The 15,148-nt window shown below is 65.3% G+C and carries 17 protein-coding genes and 1 pseudogene; 12 read left to right on the forward strand and 6 right to left on the reverse strand.

From position 1 onward, the window contains the following. Positions 1–139: 139 nt before the first annotated feature. The 7 genes and pseudogenes from ACVWW6_RS30225 (at position 140) to ACVWW6_RS30255 (ending at position 5,914) form a co-directional block, all read left to right on the forward strand. Positions 140–765: pseudogene (locus ACVWW6_RS30225) on the forward strand (PilZ domain-containing protein). A 122-nt stretch (positions 766–887) separates the two neighbouring features. Continuing rightward, positions 888–1,892 (forward strand): acyl-CoA desaturase, encoded by a 1,005-nt coding sequence (locus ACVWW6_RS30230; protein ID WP_028171309.1) that lies wholly within the window; start codon positions 888–890, stop codon positions 1,890–1,892. Positions 1,893–2,026: 134 nt separating this feature from the next. Beyond that, positions 2,027–2,269 (forward strand): hypothetical protein, encoded by a 243-nt coding sequence (locus tag ACVWW6_RS30235; RefSeq protein WP_038967122.1) that lies wholly within the window; start codon positions 2,027–2,029, stop codon positions 2,267–2,269. 141 nt (positions 2,270–2,410) lie between these two features. Beyond that, the gene (locus ACVWW6_RS30240; RefSeq protein ID WP_202633014.1) at positions 2,411–2,566 is read left to right on the forward strand and encodes a hypothetical protein; all 156 of its coding nucleotides are present in this window, start codon (positions 2,411–2,413) and stop codon (positions 2,564–2,566) included. Positions 2,567–2,906: 340 nt separating this feature from the next. Continuing rightward, complete coding sequence (locus ACVWW6_RS30245; RefSeq protein WP_011087163.1) at positions 2,907–3,947, forward strand: PrsW family glutamic-type intramembrane protease; 1,041 nt, start codon at positions 2,907–2,909, stop codon at positions 3,945–3,947. Positions 3,948–4,016: 69 nt separating this feature from the next. Beyond that, a complete protein-coding gene (locus ACVWW6_RS30250) occupies positions 4,017–4,595 on the forward strand; it encodes an HdeD family acid-resistance protein (protein ID WP_456681913.1) in 579 nt (192 codons plus the stop codon). 233 nt (positions 4,596–4,828) lie between these two features. Beyond that, entirely contained in the window at positions 4,829–5,914 is a 1,086-nt protein-coding gene (locus tag ACVWW6_RS30255; RefSeq protein WP_304565136.1) for a 3-deoxy-7-phosphoheptulonate synthase, read from the forward strand. A 56-nt stretch (positions 5,915–5,970) separates the two neighbouring features. On the opposite strand, the gene ACVWW6_RS30260 is transcribed toward ACVWW6_RS30255, so the two are convergent. From ACVWW6_RS30260 to epmA, 3 genes are read right to left on the reverse strand one after another with little or no spacing between them, the layout of a single operon-like run. After that, positions 5,971–6,225: a hypothetical protein gene (locus ACVWW6_RS30260; RefSeq protein ID WP_038967121.1), complete on the reverse strand. Its 255-nt coding sequence runs from the start codon at positions 6,223–6,225 to the stop codon at positions 5,971–5,973. Positions 6,226–6,268: 43 nt separating this feature from the next. Then, entirely contained in the window at positions 6,269–7,363 is a 1,095-nt protein-coding gene (locus tag ACVWW6_RS30265; RefSeq protein ID WP_456681914.1) for a lysine-2,3-aminomutase-like protein, read from the reverse strand. Beyond that, positions 7,360–8,424: an EF-P lysine aminoacylase EpmA gene (gene epmA / locus ACVWW6_RS30270; RefSeq protein WP_011087159.1), complete on the reverse strand. Its 1,065-nt coding sequence runs from the start codon at positions 8,422–8,424 to the stop codon at positions 7,360–7,362. The genes ACVWW6_RS30265 and epmA overlap by 4 nt, the downstream gene beginning before the upstream one ends. A 162-nt stretch (positions 8,425–8,586) precedes the next feature. Between epmA and efp the strand changes: the two genes are divergently transcribed. The 3 genes from efp to ACVWW6_RS30285 all read left to right on the forward strand — a co-directional run bounded on the left by efp (position 8,587) and on the right by ACVWW6_RS30285 (position 11,891). Continuing rightward, entirely contained in the window at positions 8,587–9,153 is a 567-nt protein-coding gene (gene efp, locus ACVWW6_RS30275; protein ID WP_011087158.1) for an elongation factor P, read from the forward strand. A 24-nt stretch (positions 9,154–9,177) separates the two neighbouring features. Further along, positions 9,178–10,800 (forward strand): M23 family peptidase, encoded by a 1,623-nt coding sequence (locus ACVWW6_RS30280; protein WP_456681915.1) that lies wholly within the window; start codon positions 9,178–9,180, stop codon positions 10,798–10,800. A 182-nt stretch (positions 10,801–10,982) separates the two neighbouring features. Beyond that, positions 10,983–11,891: an amino acid ABC transporter substrate-binding protein gene (locus ACVWW6_RS30285; RefSeq protein WP_456681916.1), complete on the forward strand. Its 909-nt coding sequence runs from the start codon at positions 10,983–10,985 to the stop codon at positions 11,889–11,891. A gap of 106 nt (positions 11,892–11,997) precedes the next feature. Here ACVWW6_RS30285 and ACVWW6_RS30290 read toward each other — a convergent pair whose 3' ends face one another. After that, positions 11,998–12,501, reverse strand: a complete 504-nt coding sequence (locus ACVWW6_RS30290; RefSeq protein WP_028171302.1) for a cupin domain-containing protein — start codon at positions 12,499–12,501, stop codon at positions 11,998–12,000. A gap of 29 nt (positions 12,502–12,530) precedes the next feature. Continuing rightward, positions 12,531–13,010 carry a carboxymuconolactone decarboxylase family protein gene (locus tag ACVWW6_RS30295; RefSeq protein ID WP_028171301.1) on the reverse strand — a complete coding sequence of 160 codons (480 nt, stop codon included), beginning with the start codon at positions 13,008–13,010 and terminating at the stop codon, positions 12,531–12,533. Positions 13,011–13,064: 54 nt separating this feature from the next. Between ACVWW6_RS30295 and ACVWW6_RS30300 the strand changes: the two genes are divergently transcribed. Then, on the forward strand, positions 13,065–13,595 hold the full coding sequence (locus ACVWW6_RS30300; protein ID WP_456681917.1) for a MarR family winged helix-turn-helix transcriptional regulator: 531 nt from the start codon (positions 13,065–13,067) through the stop codon (positions 13,593–13,595). 12 nt (positions 13,596–13,607) lie between these two features. On the opposite strand, the gene ACVWW6_RS30305 is transcribed toward ACVWW6_RS30300, so the two are convergent. Next, positions 13,608–13,784 (reverse strand): hypothetical protein, encoded by a 177-nt coding sequence (locus ACVWW6_RS30305; protein ID WP_166466011.1) that lies wholly within the window; start codon positions 13,782–13,784, stop codon positions 13,608–13,610. Between the two features lie 137 nt (positions 13,785–13,921). On the opposite strand from ACVWW6_RS30305, the gene ACVWW6_RS30310 reads away from it, so the two are divergent. Continuing rightward, on the forward strand, positions 13,922–15,145 hold the full coding sequence (locus ACVWW6_RS30310) for a lytic murein transglycosylase (protein ID WP_456681918.1): 1,224 nt from the start codon (positions 13,922–13,924) through the stop codon (positions 15,143–15,145). Positions 15,146–15,148: the final 3 nt, after the last annotated feature.

Consider the following 15,148-nt stretch of genomic DNA (forward strand, 5'->3'; position numbering starts at 1 on the left):
TATGCCGCTTTCGCCGGTGCGTGACCGGGCCACGCGTTTACCGGAAATTTACCCCTGCTCCTGAGCGGCGGTATCATTTACTTAGAATTTGACCGCTACCGTGGAAGTACGGAAATACTCCGAAACCCGATTGGCGCGGATGTCCATCGCAGAATTCCTCAGGCAGCGTGCAGTGGAAGTCACCGTGAGCGGCAGCTACTCGCTGCCGCGCTGGTACGATTGTGAGGGCAAGCTCCGCACCTTCGCCTGCCGGACCAAGCGCGTCTCGCCGTTCCGCATGATTGTGGACGTGCCTGTTGTCGGCAAGATCGGCGAGCGCGTGACCTCGTACTTCCAGGATTTCGGCGAATTCCAGTGCACGATCAGCGCGACGCTGAAGTCGGGCTTCCTGATGGAACTCGACATGACGCGGGCGCGGCGCGCCTGGATGTCGGAGAAGCTGACCTGGCTGGAGAAGAAGCAGAGGGACGCCAGCGTCCAGGAGCTGCGCAATGACGCCCGCTTCGTTCCGCAGGTCTCGCACACTTCCTGACGCTCGCCGACGGCAGCACCCATCCCTGCTTCATCATCGACGTCTCCACCGCCGGCGTCGCAATATCCTGCGAATACGATCCGCCGATCGGTACCCCGCTTGCGGTCGGCGCCTGCGTCGGCCGCGTCATCCGCAAGTTCGACAACGGCTTTGCGGTCAAATTCGCCGAGAAGCAGCAGTGGGACGACGTCGTCCGCCTGATCGTGCGCTCGCCCGTGCCGCAGCCGGCCTGAGACCGGCTGGTTCCATCTTAACTCTTTCTTAACGAAACGCTGGAGGCGGCAAGCCCTGCGCGATAGGGTGTGATCCAGTACGTCCGCAATCATTGCGGGCCTAACGTATTGGAAGTCCCGGAATGTCCATCGCTGACGCTGAGTTCGCCCAGGCAAAGACCGCTCAGAGCGCGCCCACCGCCGCCAAGCCGCAGCTTCCCCCCGGTGTCGTGACCGAGGGACCGCTCGTCAAAGCCAAGCTGCGCGAAAGCTATCTCCTCCTCGGCATCCTCTATGTCGGCGCGGTCGCGGGCATCATCTGGGCCGTCACGCAGGGCATCGGCAAGGTCGAGCTGTTTACGTTTGCCTGGATGTTCGCGCTGACGACATTCGGCATCGGCGCCGGCATGCACCGTCTGTTCGTCCATCGCAGCTTCCGCACCGGCCCGATCATGCGCGTCTTCTTCTGCGCCATCGCCCAGATGGCGGTGCAGGGCTCGATCGCCAAATGGGTCGCAAACCACCGCCGCCACCATCTCTATGCCGATGACGTGGGCGACCCCCACAGCCCGCAATTCGACGGCTTCGGCAATCGCTATGTCAGCGCGCTCAAGGGCTTCCTGCACGCCCAGGGCAGCTGGGTGTTCGACCAGGCGACCACCGACAACGAATACTATGCCAAGGACATCCTCGCCGATCCGATCGCGATGTTCTTCGTCCGCACTCGCTGGGTCTGGTACGGGATGTCGGCCGTCTTCATCCCCGGCTTCATCGGCTACGTTTTCGGCGGCGTGCACACCATGATCGGCTGCGTGCTGTTCTCCGGCCTGCTCCGGGCCTATCTGCTGATCCTCGTCAGCCAGCTCACCGGCTCGGTCTGCCATGCCTACGGCTATCGCCGCTTCGAGGTCGACGACGCCTCGACCAACGAGTTCGTGACCACGATCCTCACCTTCGGCGAGGGCCTTCACAACAACCATCACCGCTTCCCGCGGGACGCCTATATCTCGCACGCCTGGTGGGAGATCGATCTCAACGGCCTGATCATCTTGGGCATGGAGAAGATCGGCCTCGTCCACGACGTCTTCCACGCCTCGCACCGTCAGCTGGAGCGGGCGTCGGAAGCGCAGGCGGCCTCGACGCGCTGACCGGCAGGCGGCGGCCCTCCGGGGCCGTCTTGCCTCCGCATCTCTGCCCTATCGCGGCCCCATTGCGGGATCAGCTTTTGAGGGTCTGTGCCTCGCGCCGGACCTCATTTGCAGATTTGCGATCGGGGGACCGAATGGCAGTCGACAAGATCACCTGGGACAGGGTCGGCCGGGTTACCGAGCCCGGCCGCTACATGTATACGTTCGGCTGGCTCACCATCACCGCCGGCGATCTCGAGATCTGGAAGCAATACCCGCAGGCCGCGTTCACGCTGCTCGCGCAGCACGCCGAGCCGGACGAGTCCATCGGGGAGGAATTCCATCTCGGCGCCTTCGACATCGCCCCCGAGGCGGCGCCGCCGTTCACCACGCACTGAAGGCTGGCAGCGGCAGCCCCGATCGCCCTGTGGCAACGCGCCGATTCGAGCCTCCGCAAGCAACGCCTGGTAGGAGGCGCGGTTGCGCCGAGCGCAGGCCGCTGCAGGAACGCATGGCATGCACGTTGCTTGGCTATCGCCATGATCCATGTCGCCGCCGTCGATCAAGCCTTCCTGCTGCTGCTGATCGTGTTCTGCCTGGGCTCGTGTCTCGTGCGCGTCTTCTGGCAGCTGGAGCAGGTGCGGGCTCGCCGTACCGCCACATCGTCCCGCCGGCGCACAAGGAAGCGTGACTAGGCCGATCTACCCGGCCGCGCGTTGTTCTGGCGGACGACACGCCTGCCAGACTCGCCGCCGGGAGACGAGCATCGTGAATCGAAGAAACCGGTGCATTTCCTTGATTTGGCTTGCCAATCGCGGCCCGATCCTGGACATGCGATCGCGACTATCCAGGACCAACAGGCGCGTTGATGACCAACAGGCCCGATACGCAATTGATTGTCGCTGCATTCGGTCCCTGCGGTGCGGATGAACGGGAGCTGTCACGCCCGTTAAGCGAGGCGACAGCAAGCGCATGACACATGGTCGCAGCGGTGATTGTAGATAAGCGGATCAAGGGAACCTATTTTCGGCGCCGATGTATCTGATTGAAGCTTTACCCACCGTCATCGGAACTGCCGCCATCGCCCCGGCGCTGCTGATGCTGTGGCTCGTCATTGCCGCCGAAGAGCGCCCGGGACCACCGGCCCAGGTCTGGACCGCGTTCCTGCTCGGCGCGGCCAGCATCTCGCTGCTGGGCCTCGCCCGCGCCCCCTTCGCCAAGATGGTTGCAGCCCCCGACAATCCCTGGGCGGCGCTGGCGATGCATTCGATCTTCGGCGTCGCGCTGCCCGAGGAGGCCGTCAAGGTGGTCGCCATCGTGCTGGTCTCCTCGACCAAGCGGCGGACCTTCGCCAATCCGATGGACACCGTGGTCTATGGCGCCGCGGTCGGCCTCGGCTTCGCCGCCTACGAGAACCTCGCCTATCTCGTCCAGCATGCCGAGATGTGGCGCTCGCTCGCCGCCTTGCGCAGCGTCCTCACCGTGCCGTTCCACGGCGCGCTCGGCATCATCGCCGGCGCTTACCTGACGATCGCCCGTGCCGGCACGGCGCTGGGCGCAAACCGGCACCATCGCGACTGGGCCCGTCTCTCCAGCCGCCTGCTGATCTTCGCCGGCCCGCTCGCGCTGCATTCGGCCTTCGACTTCCCGCTGCTGACCCTCCAGCGGATGCCGGATCTGGACCCGACGCTGCGGATGTGGCTGGGCGCCGCGAGCCTCCTGGTCGGCTTCAGCTCGATCGCCTTCGCCATCCGCCTGGTGCGGCGCGTCGCGCGCCACCACGCGCCCCGCACGGACGTTGCGCGGGAGCGGCTCAGCCAGTTGCGCCGGATGTGGGCGCTGCTGCTGGCCGGCGGCGGCGTCGGCTTTCTCGGCCTCGCCTTCGTGCTGACCTCGATCCACCACTGGCTGATCAACCCCGAGCGCAATCTGACGCTGGCCCTGATCCCGATCGGCTTCGTCTCGATCCTGCTCGGCCTCGCGCTTCTGATTGTCACAACGGCGATCTATATTCTCGGCCGCAACCGCATTCGCACCAGCGGCGAAGGTTTTTCGTCCGCGCACGGCGGCGGTTGAGCCGCGGGATGGCAAGCCCGCTGCGCGCATACTAGATTGAGCACACACCCTTCGATCCGGAGCCTGCCGATGACATTGCCTGAAGATCTTTCACGGCTGCAATCCGCGATGAGCAAGACTGTGAAGGCGCATTGGAAGGCCTTCCTGTTCGAGGGCATCCTGCTCGCCGTTCTCGGCGTCGCCGCACTGATCCTGCCACCGCTCGCAAGCCTTGCCATCGCGATCTTCCTCGGCTGGATGTTCTTGATCAGCGGCATCGGCGGGCTGATCGTGACCTATTGGGCGCGCAGCACGCCGGGCTTCTGGTGGTCGCTAATCTCGGCCGCGCTGGCCGTGCTTGCCGGCATGCTGCTGCTGGCGCGGCCGATGCAGGCCGTGCTGACGTTGACCATCGTGCTCGGTGCCTATTTCCTCGCCGAGGGCGTCGCCACCATCATGTACGCACTCGAGCACCGCCGCGAACTGAGCGGCCGCTGGTCGTGGCTCCTGATCTCCGGTCTCGTCGACATCGCGATCTCGTTCATGGTGATCACGGGGCTGCCAAGCTCGGCGGAATGGGCGATCGGCGTGCTCGTCGGTATCAACCTGCTGTTCGGCGGCGCCACCCTGATCGGCATGGCGCTGGCGGCACGCAACAGCAACACCTGAGGGGTCTCGCCGTCCGTCAAGCCGATTGGGGGGGTGACAACCCGCCAATGGCACGCTATATGGCCTTCCATGATCACCGTTGCCACCAGCTATTTTTGGTACTTTAGCTACGACAGCTCGCTGGCGGCAGGAGGATCGCGCTCAATCTGAAATATTGAAGCAAACGTCCGAACAGCCGCCAGACCTGGCGGCTTTTTTATTGGCCGGCAGGTTCAACCAAGCAGGAGCCCGCCGTGCTGAGCACGACTGACGATCTTCGTATCCGTGAACTGAAAGAGCTGAGCACGCCGGATGAGGTGATGCGAGAGGTCCCGCGCACGCTCACCGCAACGCGTGTGGTGATGGCGGCGCGCAACGCCATCCATGCCATCCTCACCGGCCAGGACGACCGCCTGCTGGTGGTGGTCGGCCCGTGCTCGGTGCATGATCCCCGGGCCGCGCTCGACTACGCCGAGCGTCTGACAAAACTGCGCGAGGACCTCGCCGACCAGCTCGAGATCGTGATGCGGGTCTATTTCGAGAAGCCGCGCACCACCGTCGGCTGGAAGGGCCTGATCAACGACCCCGATCTCGACGGCAGCTTCGACATCAACAAGGGCCTGCGGCTGGCGCGCAACGTGCTGTCAGCGGTGAACAATCTCGGCCTCCCGGCCGGCGCGGAATTCCTGGACATGACGACGCCGCAATACATCGCCGACCTCGTGTCCTGGGCCGCGATCGGCGCGCGCACGACCGAGAGCCAGATCCATCGCGAGCTGGCCTCCGGGCTGTCCTGCCCGGTCGGCTTCAAGAACGGCACCGATGGCAATGTGCGGATCGCGGCGGACGCGGTGAAGTCGGCCTCGCATCCGCATCATTTCATGGCGGTGACCAAGCTCGGCCGCTCGGCAATCGCCTCGACCGCGGGCAACGAGGACTGCCACATCATCCTGCGCGGCGGCAGCACGCCGAACTACGATGCGGCAAGCGTCGCGGCGGCCTGCAACGAGCTGGCGAAATCCGGCGTCGCGCCGCTGGTGATGGTGGATGCGAGCCACGCCAATTCGAGCAAGAAGCCGGAGAACCAGCCGCTGGTCATGGCCGACATTGCCGGCCAGATTTCCGGTGGCGAGAACCGCATCATGGGTGTGATGATCGAGAGCAATCTCGTCGCCGGCCGCCAGGACGTGGTTCCGGGCAAGCCGCTCACCTACGGCCAGAGCATCACGGACGGCTGTATCGACTGGGCGACCACGGCAACTGTGCTCGAGCAGCTCGCCGATGCGGTCGAAATCCGGCGCAACGCCCAGCGCGCGGGGCTGCACGAGCGCTCGGCGTAAGGCCAAAGCAAACGCGGGCGGGGCGAGCTGTCGCGCCCTGCCCGCACCGACGCGGCCTAGCAGCCGCGGCAGATGCTCTTGATCTTCTTGTCGAGCGCCTGGTTTTCCTTGCTGAGGGGATCGTTCGGGTCGCTCAGATTCTTCTCGTTCGGCACGTCGCCGGCGCGCGGCTGCCGATGACCGACGGGTGCAGGCGGCAAATTGCCCGCCGACGGTCCCGACGTGGTGGTCGATCCCTTGCTGCCGGTCTGCGCCACTGCCGCGCCGCCGAGCAAGACCACGAGCGACACGGCCACGATGATCCTCTTCATTTGCGTTCCTCCATGCTCAAACCGGCGTCCACTCCGTCACCACTCACGTCTCGGGCGGATAGAGATGAACGTCCCCGCAATAGTCCACGATACGATAGCGCGTTTCCGTCGCCGCTTCACGTGCGTCGGGTGCGGTATTTTGTGCCGCCAACACATAGTTCGGCCCCACCGGCGACTTGCCGGCACCCCCGGGAATGTCGATGACGTAGTCAGGCTGACAAAGTCCTGACACCCGCCCGCGCAGCTGCCGCATCAGCTCCTGCCCCTCCGCCAGCGTGGTGCGCAGATGCGCAGTGCCCGGTGCGAGATCGCCGTGATGCAGATAGTACGGCTTGATCCGGCATTCGACGAAAGCTCGCATCAAATCCGACAAGGCCGTGACGTTGTCATTGACGCCGCGCAAGAGCACGGACTGGCTGACCATGGGAATCCCGGCATCGACCAGCCGCGCGCAGGCTGCGCGGGCGCCTTCCGTGAGCTCGCGTGCATGGTTGGCATGCAGCGCAACCCAGGTGGTCGCGCCCGCAACCTTCAGCGCTGCGACCATCTCGTCGCTGACGCGCGCGGGGTCGGCGACGGGCACGCGGGTGTGAAGGCGGATGATCTTGACGTGATCGACGCCGGCGAGATCGGCCATGATCTCGCTCATGCGGCGCGGCGACAGCATGAGGGGATCGCCGCCGGTCAGGATCACCTCCCAGATCTCGTCGTGCGCGCGGATGTAATCAACGGCAGCACGATAAGCGCTGTCCGAGAGCGCGTTGTCCTTGCCGGGTCCGACCATCTCGCGGCGGAAGCAGAAGCGGCAATAGACCGCGCAGACGTGAACGAGCTTGAACAGCACGCGATCGGGATAGCGGTGCACGATGCCCGGGACCGGCGAATGCGGGTGATCTCCGATCGGATCGGCGCTCTCGCCCGGCTGCATCTCGAGTTCCGCGGCGGTCGGCACGAACTGGCGGGCGATGGGATCGTCAGGATCGGATGTGTCGATCAGCTCGACCAGCGCCGGCGTGATCGCGACCGCATAGCGCGCGGCAACGCGCTCCAGTGCGGGCAGCGCCGCGGCAGGCGCGAGGTGCTCGGCCACGAGCTCGGCCGGCTCGCGCAAGGTGCGTGCAAGATTGGTCTTCGTCATGTTTCACTCAGCGCTTCATTTGCAGGGGGTGTCCACACCACCTGATCAATCCGCGTTGCGCCGCTGGCCAGCATCACCAGCCGGTCGAAGCCGAGCGCGACGCCGCTCGCCTCCGGCATTGCGGCGACCGCGGCCAGAAAGTCCTCGTCCAGCGGATAGGCTTCGCCATAGCGGCGCTGCTTCTCCGCCATCGATTCGGTGAAGCGCCGGCGCTGCTCTTCGGCGTCGGTCAGTTCGCCAAAACCGTTGGCGAGTTCGACGCCGCAGGCATAGACCTCGAACCGTTCGGCGACCCTGGGATCGCCGGCCTTCACGCGCGCCAGTGCCGCCTCGGGAGATGGGTATTCGAACAGAATGGTCAAACGCCCCTGTCCCAGATGCGGCTCAACATGCTCGACCAGAACCTTGCTGAAGATGTCCGACCAGGTGTCGTCTCCGGCCACGCGGATCTTGCCGCCGGCCATTTGGGCGAGCGCGGCACGGTTACCCTCGTCACCCGAGATTGTCGACAGCAGATCGATGCCGGCGAACCGTTCGAAGGCGCCTGCGACCGTCAGGAGCTCCGGCTCGGCGAAGGGATCGGCGGTCCGGCCGCGGAAGGAGAAGGTCCCGATCCCGGTCGCCTGCGCCGCGCGGGCGATGACCACGACGGTGTCGGCCATGATGGCGTCATAAGGCGCACCGGCCCGGTACCATTCCAGCATGGTGAATTCGGGCAGATGCAGGTCGCCGCGCTCGCGGTCACGGAACACCCGGGCGAACTCGAAGATTCGGGGCTCGCCCGCCGCCAGCAGCTTCTTGCAGGCAAATTCCGGGGAGGTCCGCAGGTAGCGGCTGGCCCGGCTGCCGTCGGGCCGCACGATCTCGGTCCGGGGGGCGTGCAGATGGGTCTCATTGCCCGGGGAGACCTGAAGAACGGAGGTTTCGACCTCCATGAAGCCCTGCTCGGCGAAAAAGCCCCGTAAAGCCCCGGTCACGGCTCCCCTCGCCTGGAGGAACGGCCGCCGGTCGAGGTGGCGCTCGGGCGACCAGAACGGCGAAATCGGCTTGTCCCCGGCCATTAACCGACCACCCCAGCCATCAGCAAAGTGCTGGCATCCAACGGCAAAATCAGTATGTTGCGGCCCGAAACGGGCGCCGAGGTCTGATTTGAGGCCCCAAGTCCCCCATCAATTTGACCACGTCCTGGCCGGAGCCGGGCCAAGCAAGCAGGAAATACAGCTTTGAGAGTCATCGCCAGTTCTATTCGCAAGGGCAACGTGATCGAGCAAGACGGCAAGCTCTATGTCGTCGTGAGCGCCGAGAACATCCATCCCGGCAAGGGCACCCCGGTCAGCCAGATCGAAATGCGCCGAATCTCGGACGGGGTAAAGATCTCCGAGCGCTACAAGACCACCGACCAGGTCGAAAAGGCGACTATCGAAGAGCGCAACTTCACCTTCCTTTATGAAGACGGTGACGGCTACCACTTCATGAACCCTGAGACCTACGACCAGGTCCAGGTCTCCAAGGACGTGGTCGGCGACGCGGCCGCCTATCTTCAGCCAGACATGACCGTCAAGCTGTCGACCCACGACGTCAACGTGGTCTCGCTCGCGCTGCCGCAGCGCGTGACGCTGGAAGTGGTGGAGACCGAGCCGGTGACCAAGGGCCAGACCGCCTCGTCTTCCTACAAGCCCGCGGTGCTTTCCAACGGCATCCGCACCACCGTGCCGCCGCACATCGCCGTCGGTACTCGCATCGTGGTGATGACCGAAGACGGCTCCTACTCCGAGCGCGCCAAGGACTAAGCCAGGGATCGAGGATCGGAACAGGTGCCGCCGGGGGGCGAGACAGTGGGTAGGAAGAGTTTCCGCTTCGTCTCGCTTCTTTTGGCGTCGCTGTCGCTCCTCACCGCCACTCGGCTCGCTGCGGACGAATTCCGCAGCCCCTCGCTCACGGCCCTGCGCGTCGATTGGCGCGCAGCGCTCGACCAGCTCCGCACCGAGATCAACAGCCACCCCCGGGCCGCGGACGATTTCATCTTCGTGCCTCGCCGTTCCGTGCCGCGCTACGATCCGCGGGCGATGCCGGCGCTGGTGCAGCTCAACGCAATCTCCTCCCAATTCTTCACGGGCATTGCCCGCAGCTCCGTGCCCGTGCTGCTGCCGTTCGACGCCGGCGCCTATCGCGAGGCCCAGCGCAACGGCGCGCCGCCGAGCCTGTCGCTGTCGCGCTATCAGGCTGATTTCAACCCCGTCGATATGTTCGACGCCGGCCCCGCGGGATACAGCGCGAGCTTCTCGCTCGAGCCCGGCGCCGGTGACGGCATGCCGACGCGTGTCTTCGCAAGACCCGTCGAGGTGCAGATCACGGGCTCCGCACTGCTCTATGACATCGCCGATCCCGCCGGCGGCAAGGGTGAGCCGGTCAAGCCGCTTGCAGCCCTTTATCCGGACCTGCGCAGGTTCATCCGCGAAGGCTATGTGCGCTACGCCTTCACTCGGTTCGGCGTCGCCTATGTCGTCTCCATCCAGTGCCTGGACAGTGTCGCAAAACCGCGGCGGCTTGCCTGCAAGGAGGCCTATCCGGTTGCCGAACGCTTCCTGAAGGCGCTGCGCGTCGCCGGCGGCCAGCGCATGCGGCCGCTGATGGACGTTGCCTCCGACATCATCGATCGTCCTTCAGGGCGCTCGGCCGATTTCAGCTACCGGCCGAGCGGCGACATCATCCCGAACACCGGCTACCGCAACAAGAGCGGCCATCCGGACGTGATGGCCTATGCGCAGATCCGCTTCCCGCTGGAGAAGGCGCCCGCTTTCGTGCGCTCGCAATCCTACGGCAGGCGCGACAAGAACGAGAGTCCGACGGCCTACCCCTGGCGCGACAATTTCTGCGAGTCCCGCAGCTTCGAAGTCTGGCAATGCGGCGGCGGTTACGGCCACCAGGGCGAGGACATCCGCGCCGCCGAGTGCCCGCCGCCCGGCGAAGGTCGCGCCCCCTGCGATCCCAAGCAGCGCGCGGTCGTCGCCGTGCGCGACGCCATCGTGATCCGCGCGTCCAAGGACCAGGCCGCGACGCTCGAGATCAACAGCCGCACCGAGCACATGCGCTTCCGCTACATGCACATGAACCCGCAGGTGATGAACGCCGACGGCGTGCTCAACGGCCGCCTCGTGATCGAAGGCGAGAAGATCGGCCTGGTCTCGAACTATCTCGACCATCCCGCCGGCACGTCGATGCATCTGCATTTCGACGTCCAGGTGTTCACCCGCGACGGCTGGATCTGGGTCAGCCCCTACATCACGCTGGTCTCCGCCTATGAGCGCCTGATCCGCGCCCGCGGCCGCGAGGTCGGCCCGGAGATCGCGGGCACTCCTCAGCCCGTGGCACATGCGCTGCCCGAGGATGTGATCAAGCCGGATCAGCGCGAAGGCTCGAGCAGCGAGGATAATTGAGGCAGCTCGCGCCTCACCGCGCGGCGCGCCTCGATGACGATCCCATGACGCCCTTTCCCATGACGACCCTTTCGGCGAATGAGGCTCGACCGGATCGGCGTCCGGACCTCCCGAACGACCCGGCCTTCTCTGGCCCCAGAATTGCTTGGCTTGCCGCAAGCAAACTGGAGAAAGGGAAGCACATGCGTTGTCTTACCACGGCGGTCATCGTGGCCGTCGCATTCGCCGTGCCGGCTCATGCGCAGGAATTGACCGGTACGCTGAAGAAGATCAAGGACACCGGCGCAATCACGCTCGGGGTGCGCGACAGTGCAGTGCCCTTCAGCTATATCGACGAGAAGCAGAAGACCGTCGGCTACGCCATCGACATCTGCATGAAGATCGTCGAGGAGATCAAGGCCGAGTTGAAGCTGGACAAGCTCGCGGTCAACGAGAACCTCGTCACCTCGTCCAACCGCATTCCGCTGATGGCGAACGGCACCATCGACCTCGAATGCGGCTCGACCACCAACAACGCCGACCGCCAGAAGCAGGTGTGGTTCACCAACACGCATTTCCTCACGGCGAGCCGCTTCGTGTCGAAGAAGGCATCGAAGCTCGACCAGGTCGATGACCTCAAGGGCAAGGCCGTCGTCTCGGTCGCGGGCACCACCAACATCACCCAGCTCAACAAGGCCAACGCAGCGCGCTCGCTCGGGATCAACGTCATGAATGCGAAGGACGTCCCCGAGGCGTTCCTGATGGTCGAGACCGACCGGGCCCAGGCCTTCGTCATGGACGACATCCAGCTCGCGGCCATGATCGCCTCCGCGAAGGATCCGTCGCTCTACGCCATCAGCTCCGGCGCCTTTTCCGATCCGGAGCCCTACGGCATCATGCTGCGCAAGGACGACGCACAGTTCAAGGCCGTGGTCGATCGTGCCACGGCAAAACTCTACAAGAGCCCGGAGATCGAGACGATCTACAACAAATGGTTCATGGAGCCGGTGCCGCCGCGCGGCCTGAACTTCCACGTGCCGATGCCGGTGTCGATGAAGAAGTCGTTCGAGCACCCGTCCGACAATCCCGATCCGGCGTCGTATGGCGGCTGACGAGATCGCGGAGCACGGAGATCGTGTAGGCCGGATGCGCGAAGCGCTATCCGGGATGTTCACGACGACTGTTCCCGGGTGTCGCTTCGCTCGCCCGGGCTACGAACTAGTCCAGAAACGTCGTCAGCTGCGCGCCCTCGTCCGCCACGAACACCGCGATCAATTCCGCCGGCTGCGTGGCGCTGGCATTCGCCGACACCAGATGCGTCGCGCCGGGCGGCTCGAAGAAGGACTGGCCGACGCCAAACGTCTCGACCGGGCCGCCACCGAGCTGGGAGCGGATCTCGCCCTTGGTGACGTAGGCGGTCACCGAGCCCGCGTGGCGATGCGGCCGCGTAAATCCGCCGGGGCCGTAGAAAACGCGCACGATGGTCACGCGCTTGCCCGGCACGTTCGGCAATGCATAGGAGCCGATCGGCTCGACCTTGTCGAGCGGCGAACTCTCCGCGGCTGTCGCGCAGAGCGGCGCGAGCGCGCCGGATACGGTCTCCATCGTCAGCGGCAGCGCCTTGCCGATCGCGAGTGCGCAGGCGAGCCCGCCGACAACGGCCAGCGCCATTGAACGCGACGGCACCGGGCGTTGCGTGGTGGCCAGACTCATTGCTGTCATGACAACCTCCCCTTTTTCCCTGATGGCAATCAGGATGCGGCGGCATTCGTTGCGACCGGCCGCTTCGCCGGCGTCCAGCGATAGGCCGCGCCAAACCGGTTCCAGACGTTGATCGAGGCGACCGCCGAGGTCAGGTACATCAGCTCGGACTCGGAGAATTCGCTGGTCACTTCCGCGTAGACCTCGTCGCTGACGCCGTCGGGCAGGAAGGTCAGGGCTTCGGTCCAGGCCAATGCCGCACGCTCGCGCGCCGAGTAGATCGGTGCCTCGCGCCAGACCGCGACCAGATTGAGCTTGTCCACCGGCACGCCGATGCGCTCCGAGAGCAGGATATGATGCTGCACGCAGAAGGCGCAGCCGTTGATCTGCGAGGCGCGCAACTTGACCAGCTCGAGAAGCTGCTTGTCGAGGCCGGCCTTGGCCGCAGCCTGGCCCAGCGCCAGCACCAGATCATACGCATCGGGCGCGATCCGCTTGAAATCCTCATATTCGCTGCGGGCGTGTGACATTGCCGTGCACCTCATGTTATTGTAAGAGTACTTATACTGTATAAGAGCTCTTATATGCCGCGCAAGGCCGCTGACTTCACAAGATCGAAAAGCCCGCGGAAGGCCTCCGCCGCTTCCGACGGGAGTGCGGTCCGCGTGCCCACCCCGGGGGAAGGCAAACGCGGCGAGCAAGGCTATCTCGGCTATCTGCTGCGCCAGGCCCATGCCGCGGTCCGCCTGACGATGGAACGGACGCTCGCCGATCTCGGCGTGACCTCGCCGCAATTTGCCGTGCTGACAATGCTGAACGCCTATCCAGGCCTGTCGGGCGCCGACGTCGCCCGCCTCACCTTCCTGACGCCGCAGACGGTCGGCGTCATCATCCGCAACCTCGAACGCGACGGCGCGATTGCGATGACGCCTCATCCCGTCCACGGCCGCATCCAGCAATGGACGCTGACGCCGCGCGGCGCGACGCTGCTCAAGGCTTGCCGGGATCGGGTAATCGCGCTGGAGAAGCGCATCGCCCGGAATCTGGATAGCAAGGCGGAAACAACGGTCCGGCGCTGGCTCGCCGGAATCGCGGCCGATTTGCAGGACGACTAGACCGCGCCGGGACTAGCCCTGGTCGCCGAAGCCTCCGTCGCCGCCATCGGCATCCGACAAGTCGCCGACGGCGCCATCGCCCTGAATGCCTCGGCCAAAGTTTTCCGCAATGATCATCAGGATCACGACGAACAGCCCTGCGCCGAACGGCCAGGGATTGGCACGGATGATGTCGAACAGCTCCCGCATGCGCGCATTCTGCATGACAAGAGCGAACCGACCGTAAAGCGGCTGACCGAAAAATCGGGGAACGTGCGGCGGGGCGCCTGTTCCCTACGTTCCAGGAACCGGCTCACAGGAGCCTTGTTTCCCGCTACAATGTGTCCATGAAACAAGCTGATTCCTCGCCCACCCGCCGCACCTTGCTGAAATCCGCGCTCGGCGCGGCAGCCTTCGCCGCGTCACCCACCTACGCCCTCGCCACGCCGCCAGGCTTCGACGAATGGCGCGAGTCTTTTCGCGCACGCGCAATGGCGAAAGGCATTTCGGCCGCGACCTGGCAGCGCGCAATGGCGCGGGTCGAGCCCGACATGAGCGTGTTCAAGCAGATGCGCAACCAGCCCGAATTCCACGAGCAGGTCTGGCAATACATCAACCGCCGCGTCTCAGACTGGCGCATCATCAACGGCAAGATCGCGCTGAAGAACAACGAGGCCCTGCTCGCACGCATCGAGCGCGACTTCGGCGTCGAGCGCGGCACGCTGCTGGCGCTGTGGGGCGTCGAGTCCGCCTATGGCGATCCGCTGGTGCAGCAGAACCACATGACGCCGGTGTTTCCCTCGCTCGCCGCGCTCGCCTGGAACGAGCCGCGCCGCAAGGCCTATTGGGAGACCGAGCTGATCAACGCGCTGCGCATCGTCGACAAGGGCTGGAGCACGCCGGAGGAGATGAAGGGCTCCTGGGCCGGTGCGATGGGGCATTCGCAATGGATGCCCGAAGTCTGGCTCAATGTCGGCATCGACTATGACGGCGACGGCAAGGTGTCACCATTCGGCAAGCCCGACGACGCGCTGGGCTCGACGGCAAAGTACCTGGTCAATCGCGGCAAGTGGCGCCGCGGCGAGCACTGGGGCTACGAGGTGCGCGCATCCGGCGACATGAGCGGGAGCCGCACCTATGCGGCATGGCAGGCCGCCGGCGTCACCCGCGCCGACGGCCTGCCGTTTCCACAACCCTCCGCGACCGCACAGATCTGGACGCCGGTCACGGGCGGACCGACCTTCCTGCTGGGGCCGAATTTCTACTCGGTGAAGAGCTACAATCCCTCGATGAACTATGCGCTGGCGATCTGCCATCTCGGCGACCGCTGCCTGGGAGCACCGCCCTTCATCCAGCCCTTCCCCGGCTCCGAGCGCGCGCTGACGCTCGCCGAGGTCCAGGAGATGCAGACGCGACTGACCAAGGCCGGGTTCGACACCGGCGGCACCGACGGCCGCGTCGGCAACGACACCATGAAGGCGATCAAGGATTTCCAACAACGCGCGGGGATCACGCCGGCGGACGGCTATGGCGGGCTGAAGGTGCTGGCGCGGCTGCGGCAGGGGTCGTAGCAG

Source organism: Bradyrhizobium sp. USDA 3311 (assembly GCF_054062495.1).

What these genes read in the sequence shown, in the direction of transcription:
- ACVWW6_RS30235 (WP_038967122.1), top strand. Translation starts at nt 2,027, where the DNA reads ATGGCAGTCGACAAGATCACCTGGGACAGGGTCGGCCGGGTTACCGAG.
- ACVWW6_RS30240 (WP_202633014.1), top strand. Translation starts at nt 2,411, where the DNA reads ATGATCCATGTCGCCGCCGTCGATCAAGCCTTCCTGCTGCTGCTGATC.
- ACVWW6_RS30265 (WP_456681914.1), bottom strand. Translation starts at nt 7,363, where the DNA reads ATGACGAAGACCAATCTTGCACGCACCTTGCGCGAGCCGGCCGAGCTC.
- epmA (WP_011087159.1), bottom strand. Translation starts at nt 8,424, where the DNA reads ATGGCCGGGGACAAGCCGATTTCGCCGTTCTGGTCGCCCGAGCGCCAC.
- ACVWW6_RS30260 (WP_038967121.1), bottom strand. Translation starts at nt 6,225, where the DNA reads ATGAAGAGGATCATCGTGGCCGTGTCGCTCGTGGTCTTGCTCGGCGGC.
- ACVWW6_RS30310 (WP_456681918.1), top strand. Translation starts at nt 13,922, where the DNA reads ATGAAACAAGCTGATTCCTCGCCCACCCGCCGCACCTTGCTGAAATCC.
- ACVWW6_RS30305 (WP_166466011.1), bottom strand. Translation starts at nt 13,784, where the DNA reads ATGCGGGAGCTGTTCGACATCATCCGTGCCAATCCCTGGCCGTTCGGC.
- ACVWW6_RS30285 (WP_456681916.1), top strand. Translation starts at nt 10,983, where the DNA reads ATGCGTTGTCTTACCACGGCGGTCATCGTGGCCGTCGCATTCGCCGTG.
- ACVWW6_RS30245 (WP_011087163.1), top strand. Translation starts at nt 2,907, where the DNA reads ATGTATCTGATTGAAGCTTTACCCACCGTCATCGGAACTGCCGCCATC.
- ACVWW6_RS30295 (WP_028171301.1), bottom strand. Translation starts at nt 13,010, where the DNA reads ATGTCACACGCCCGCAGCGAATATGAGGATTTCAAGCGGATCGCGCCC.
- ACVWW6_RS30290 (WP_028171302.1), bottom strand. Translation starts at nt 12,501, where the DNA reads ATGACAGCAATGAGTCTGGCCACCACGCAACGCCCGGTGCCGTCGCGT.
- ACVWW6_RS30300 (WP_456681917.1), top strand. Translation starts at nt 13,065, where the DNA reads ATGCCGCGCAAGGCCGCTGACTTCACAAGATCGAAAAGCCCGCGGAAG.
- ACVWW6_RS30250 (WP_456681913.1), top strand. Translation starts at nt 4,017, where the DNA reads ATGACATTGCCTGAAGATCTTTCACGGCTGCAATCCGCGATGAGCAAG.
- ACVWW6_RS30230 (WP_028171309.1), top strand. Translation starts at nt 888, where the DNA reads ATGTCCATCGCTGACGCTGAGTTCGCCCAGGCAAAGACCGCTCAGAGC.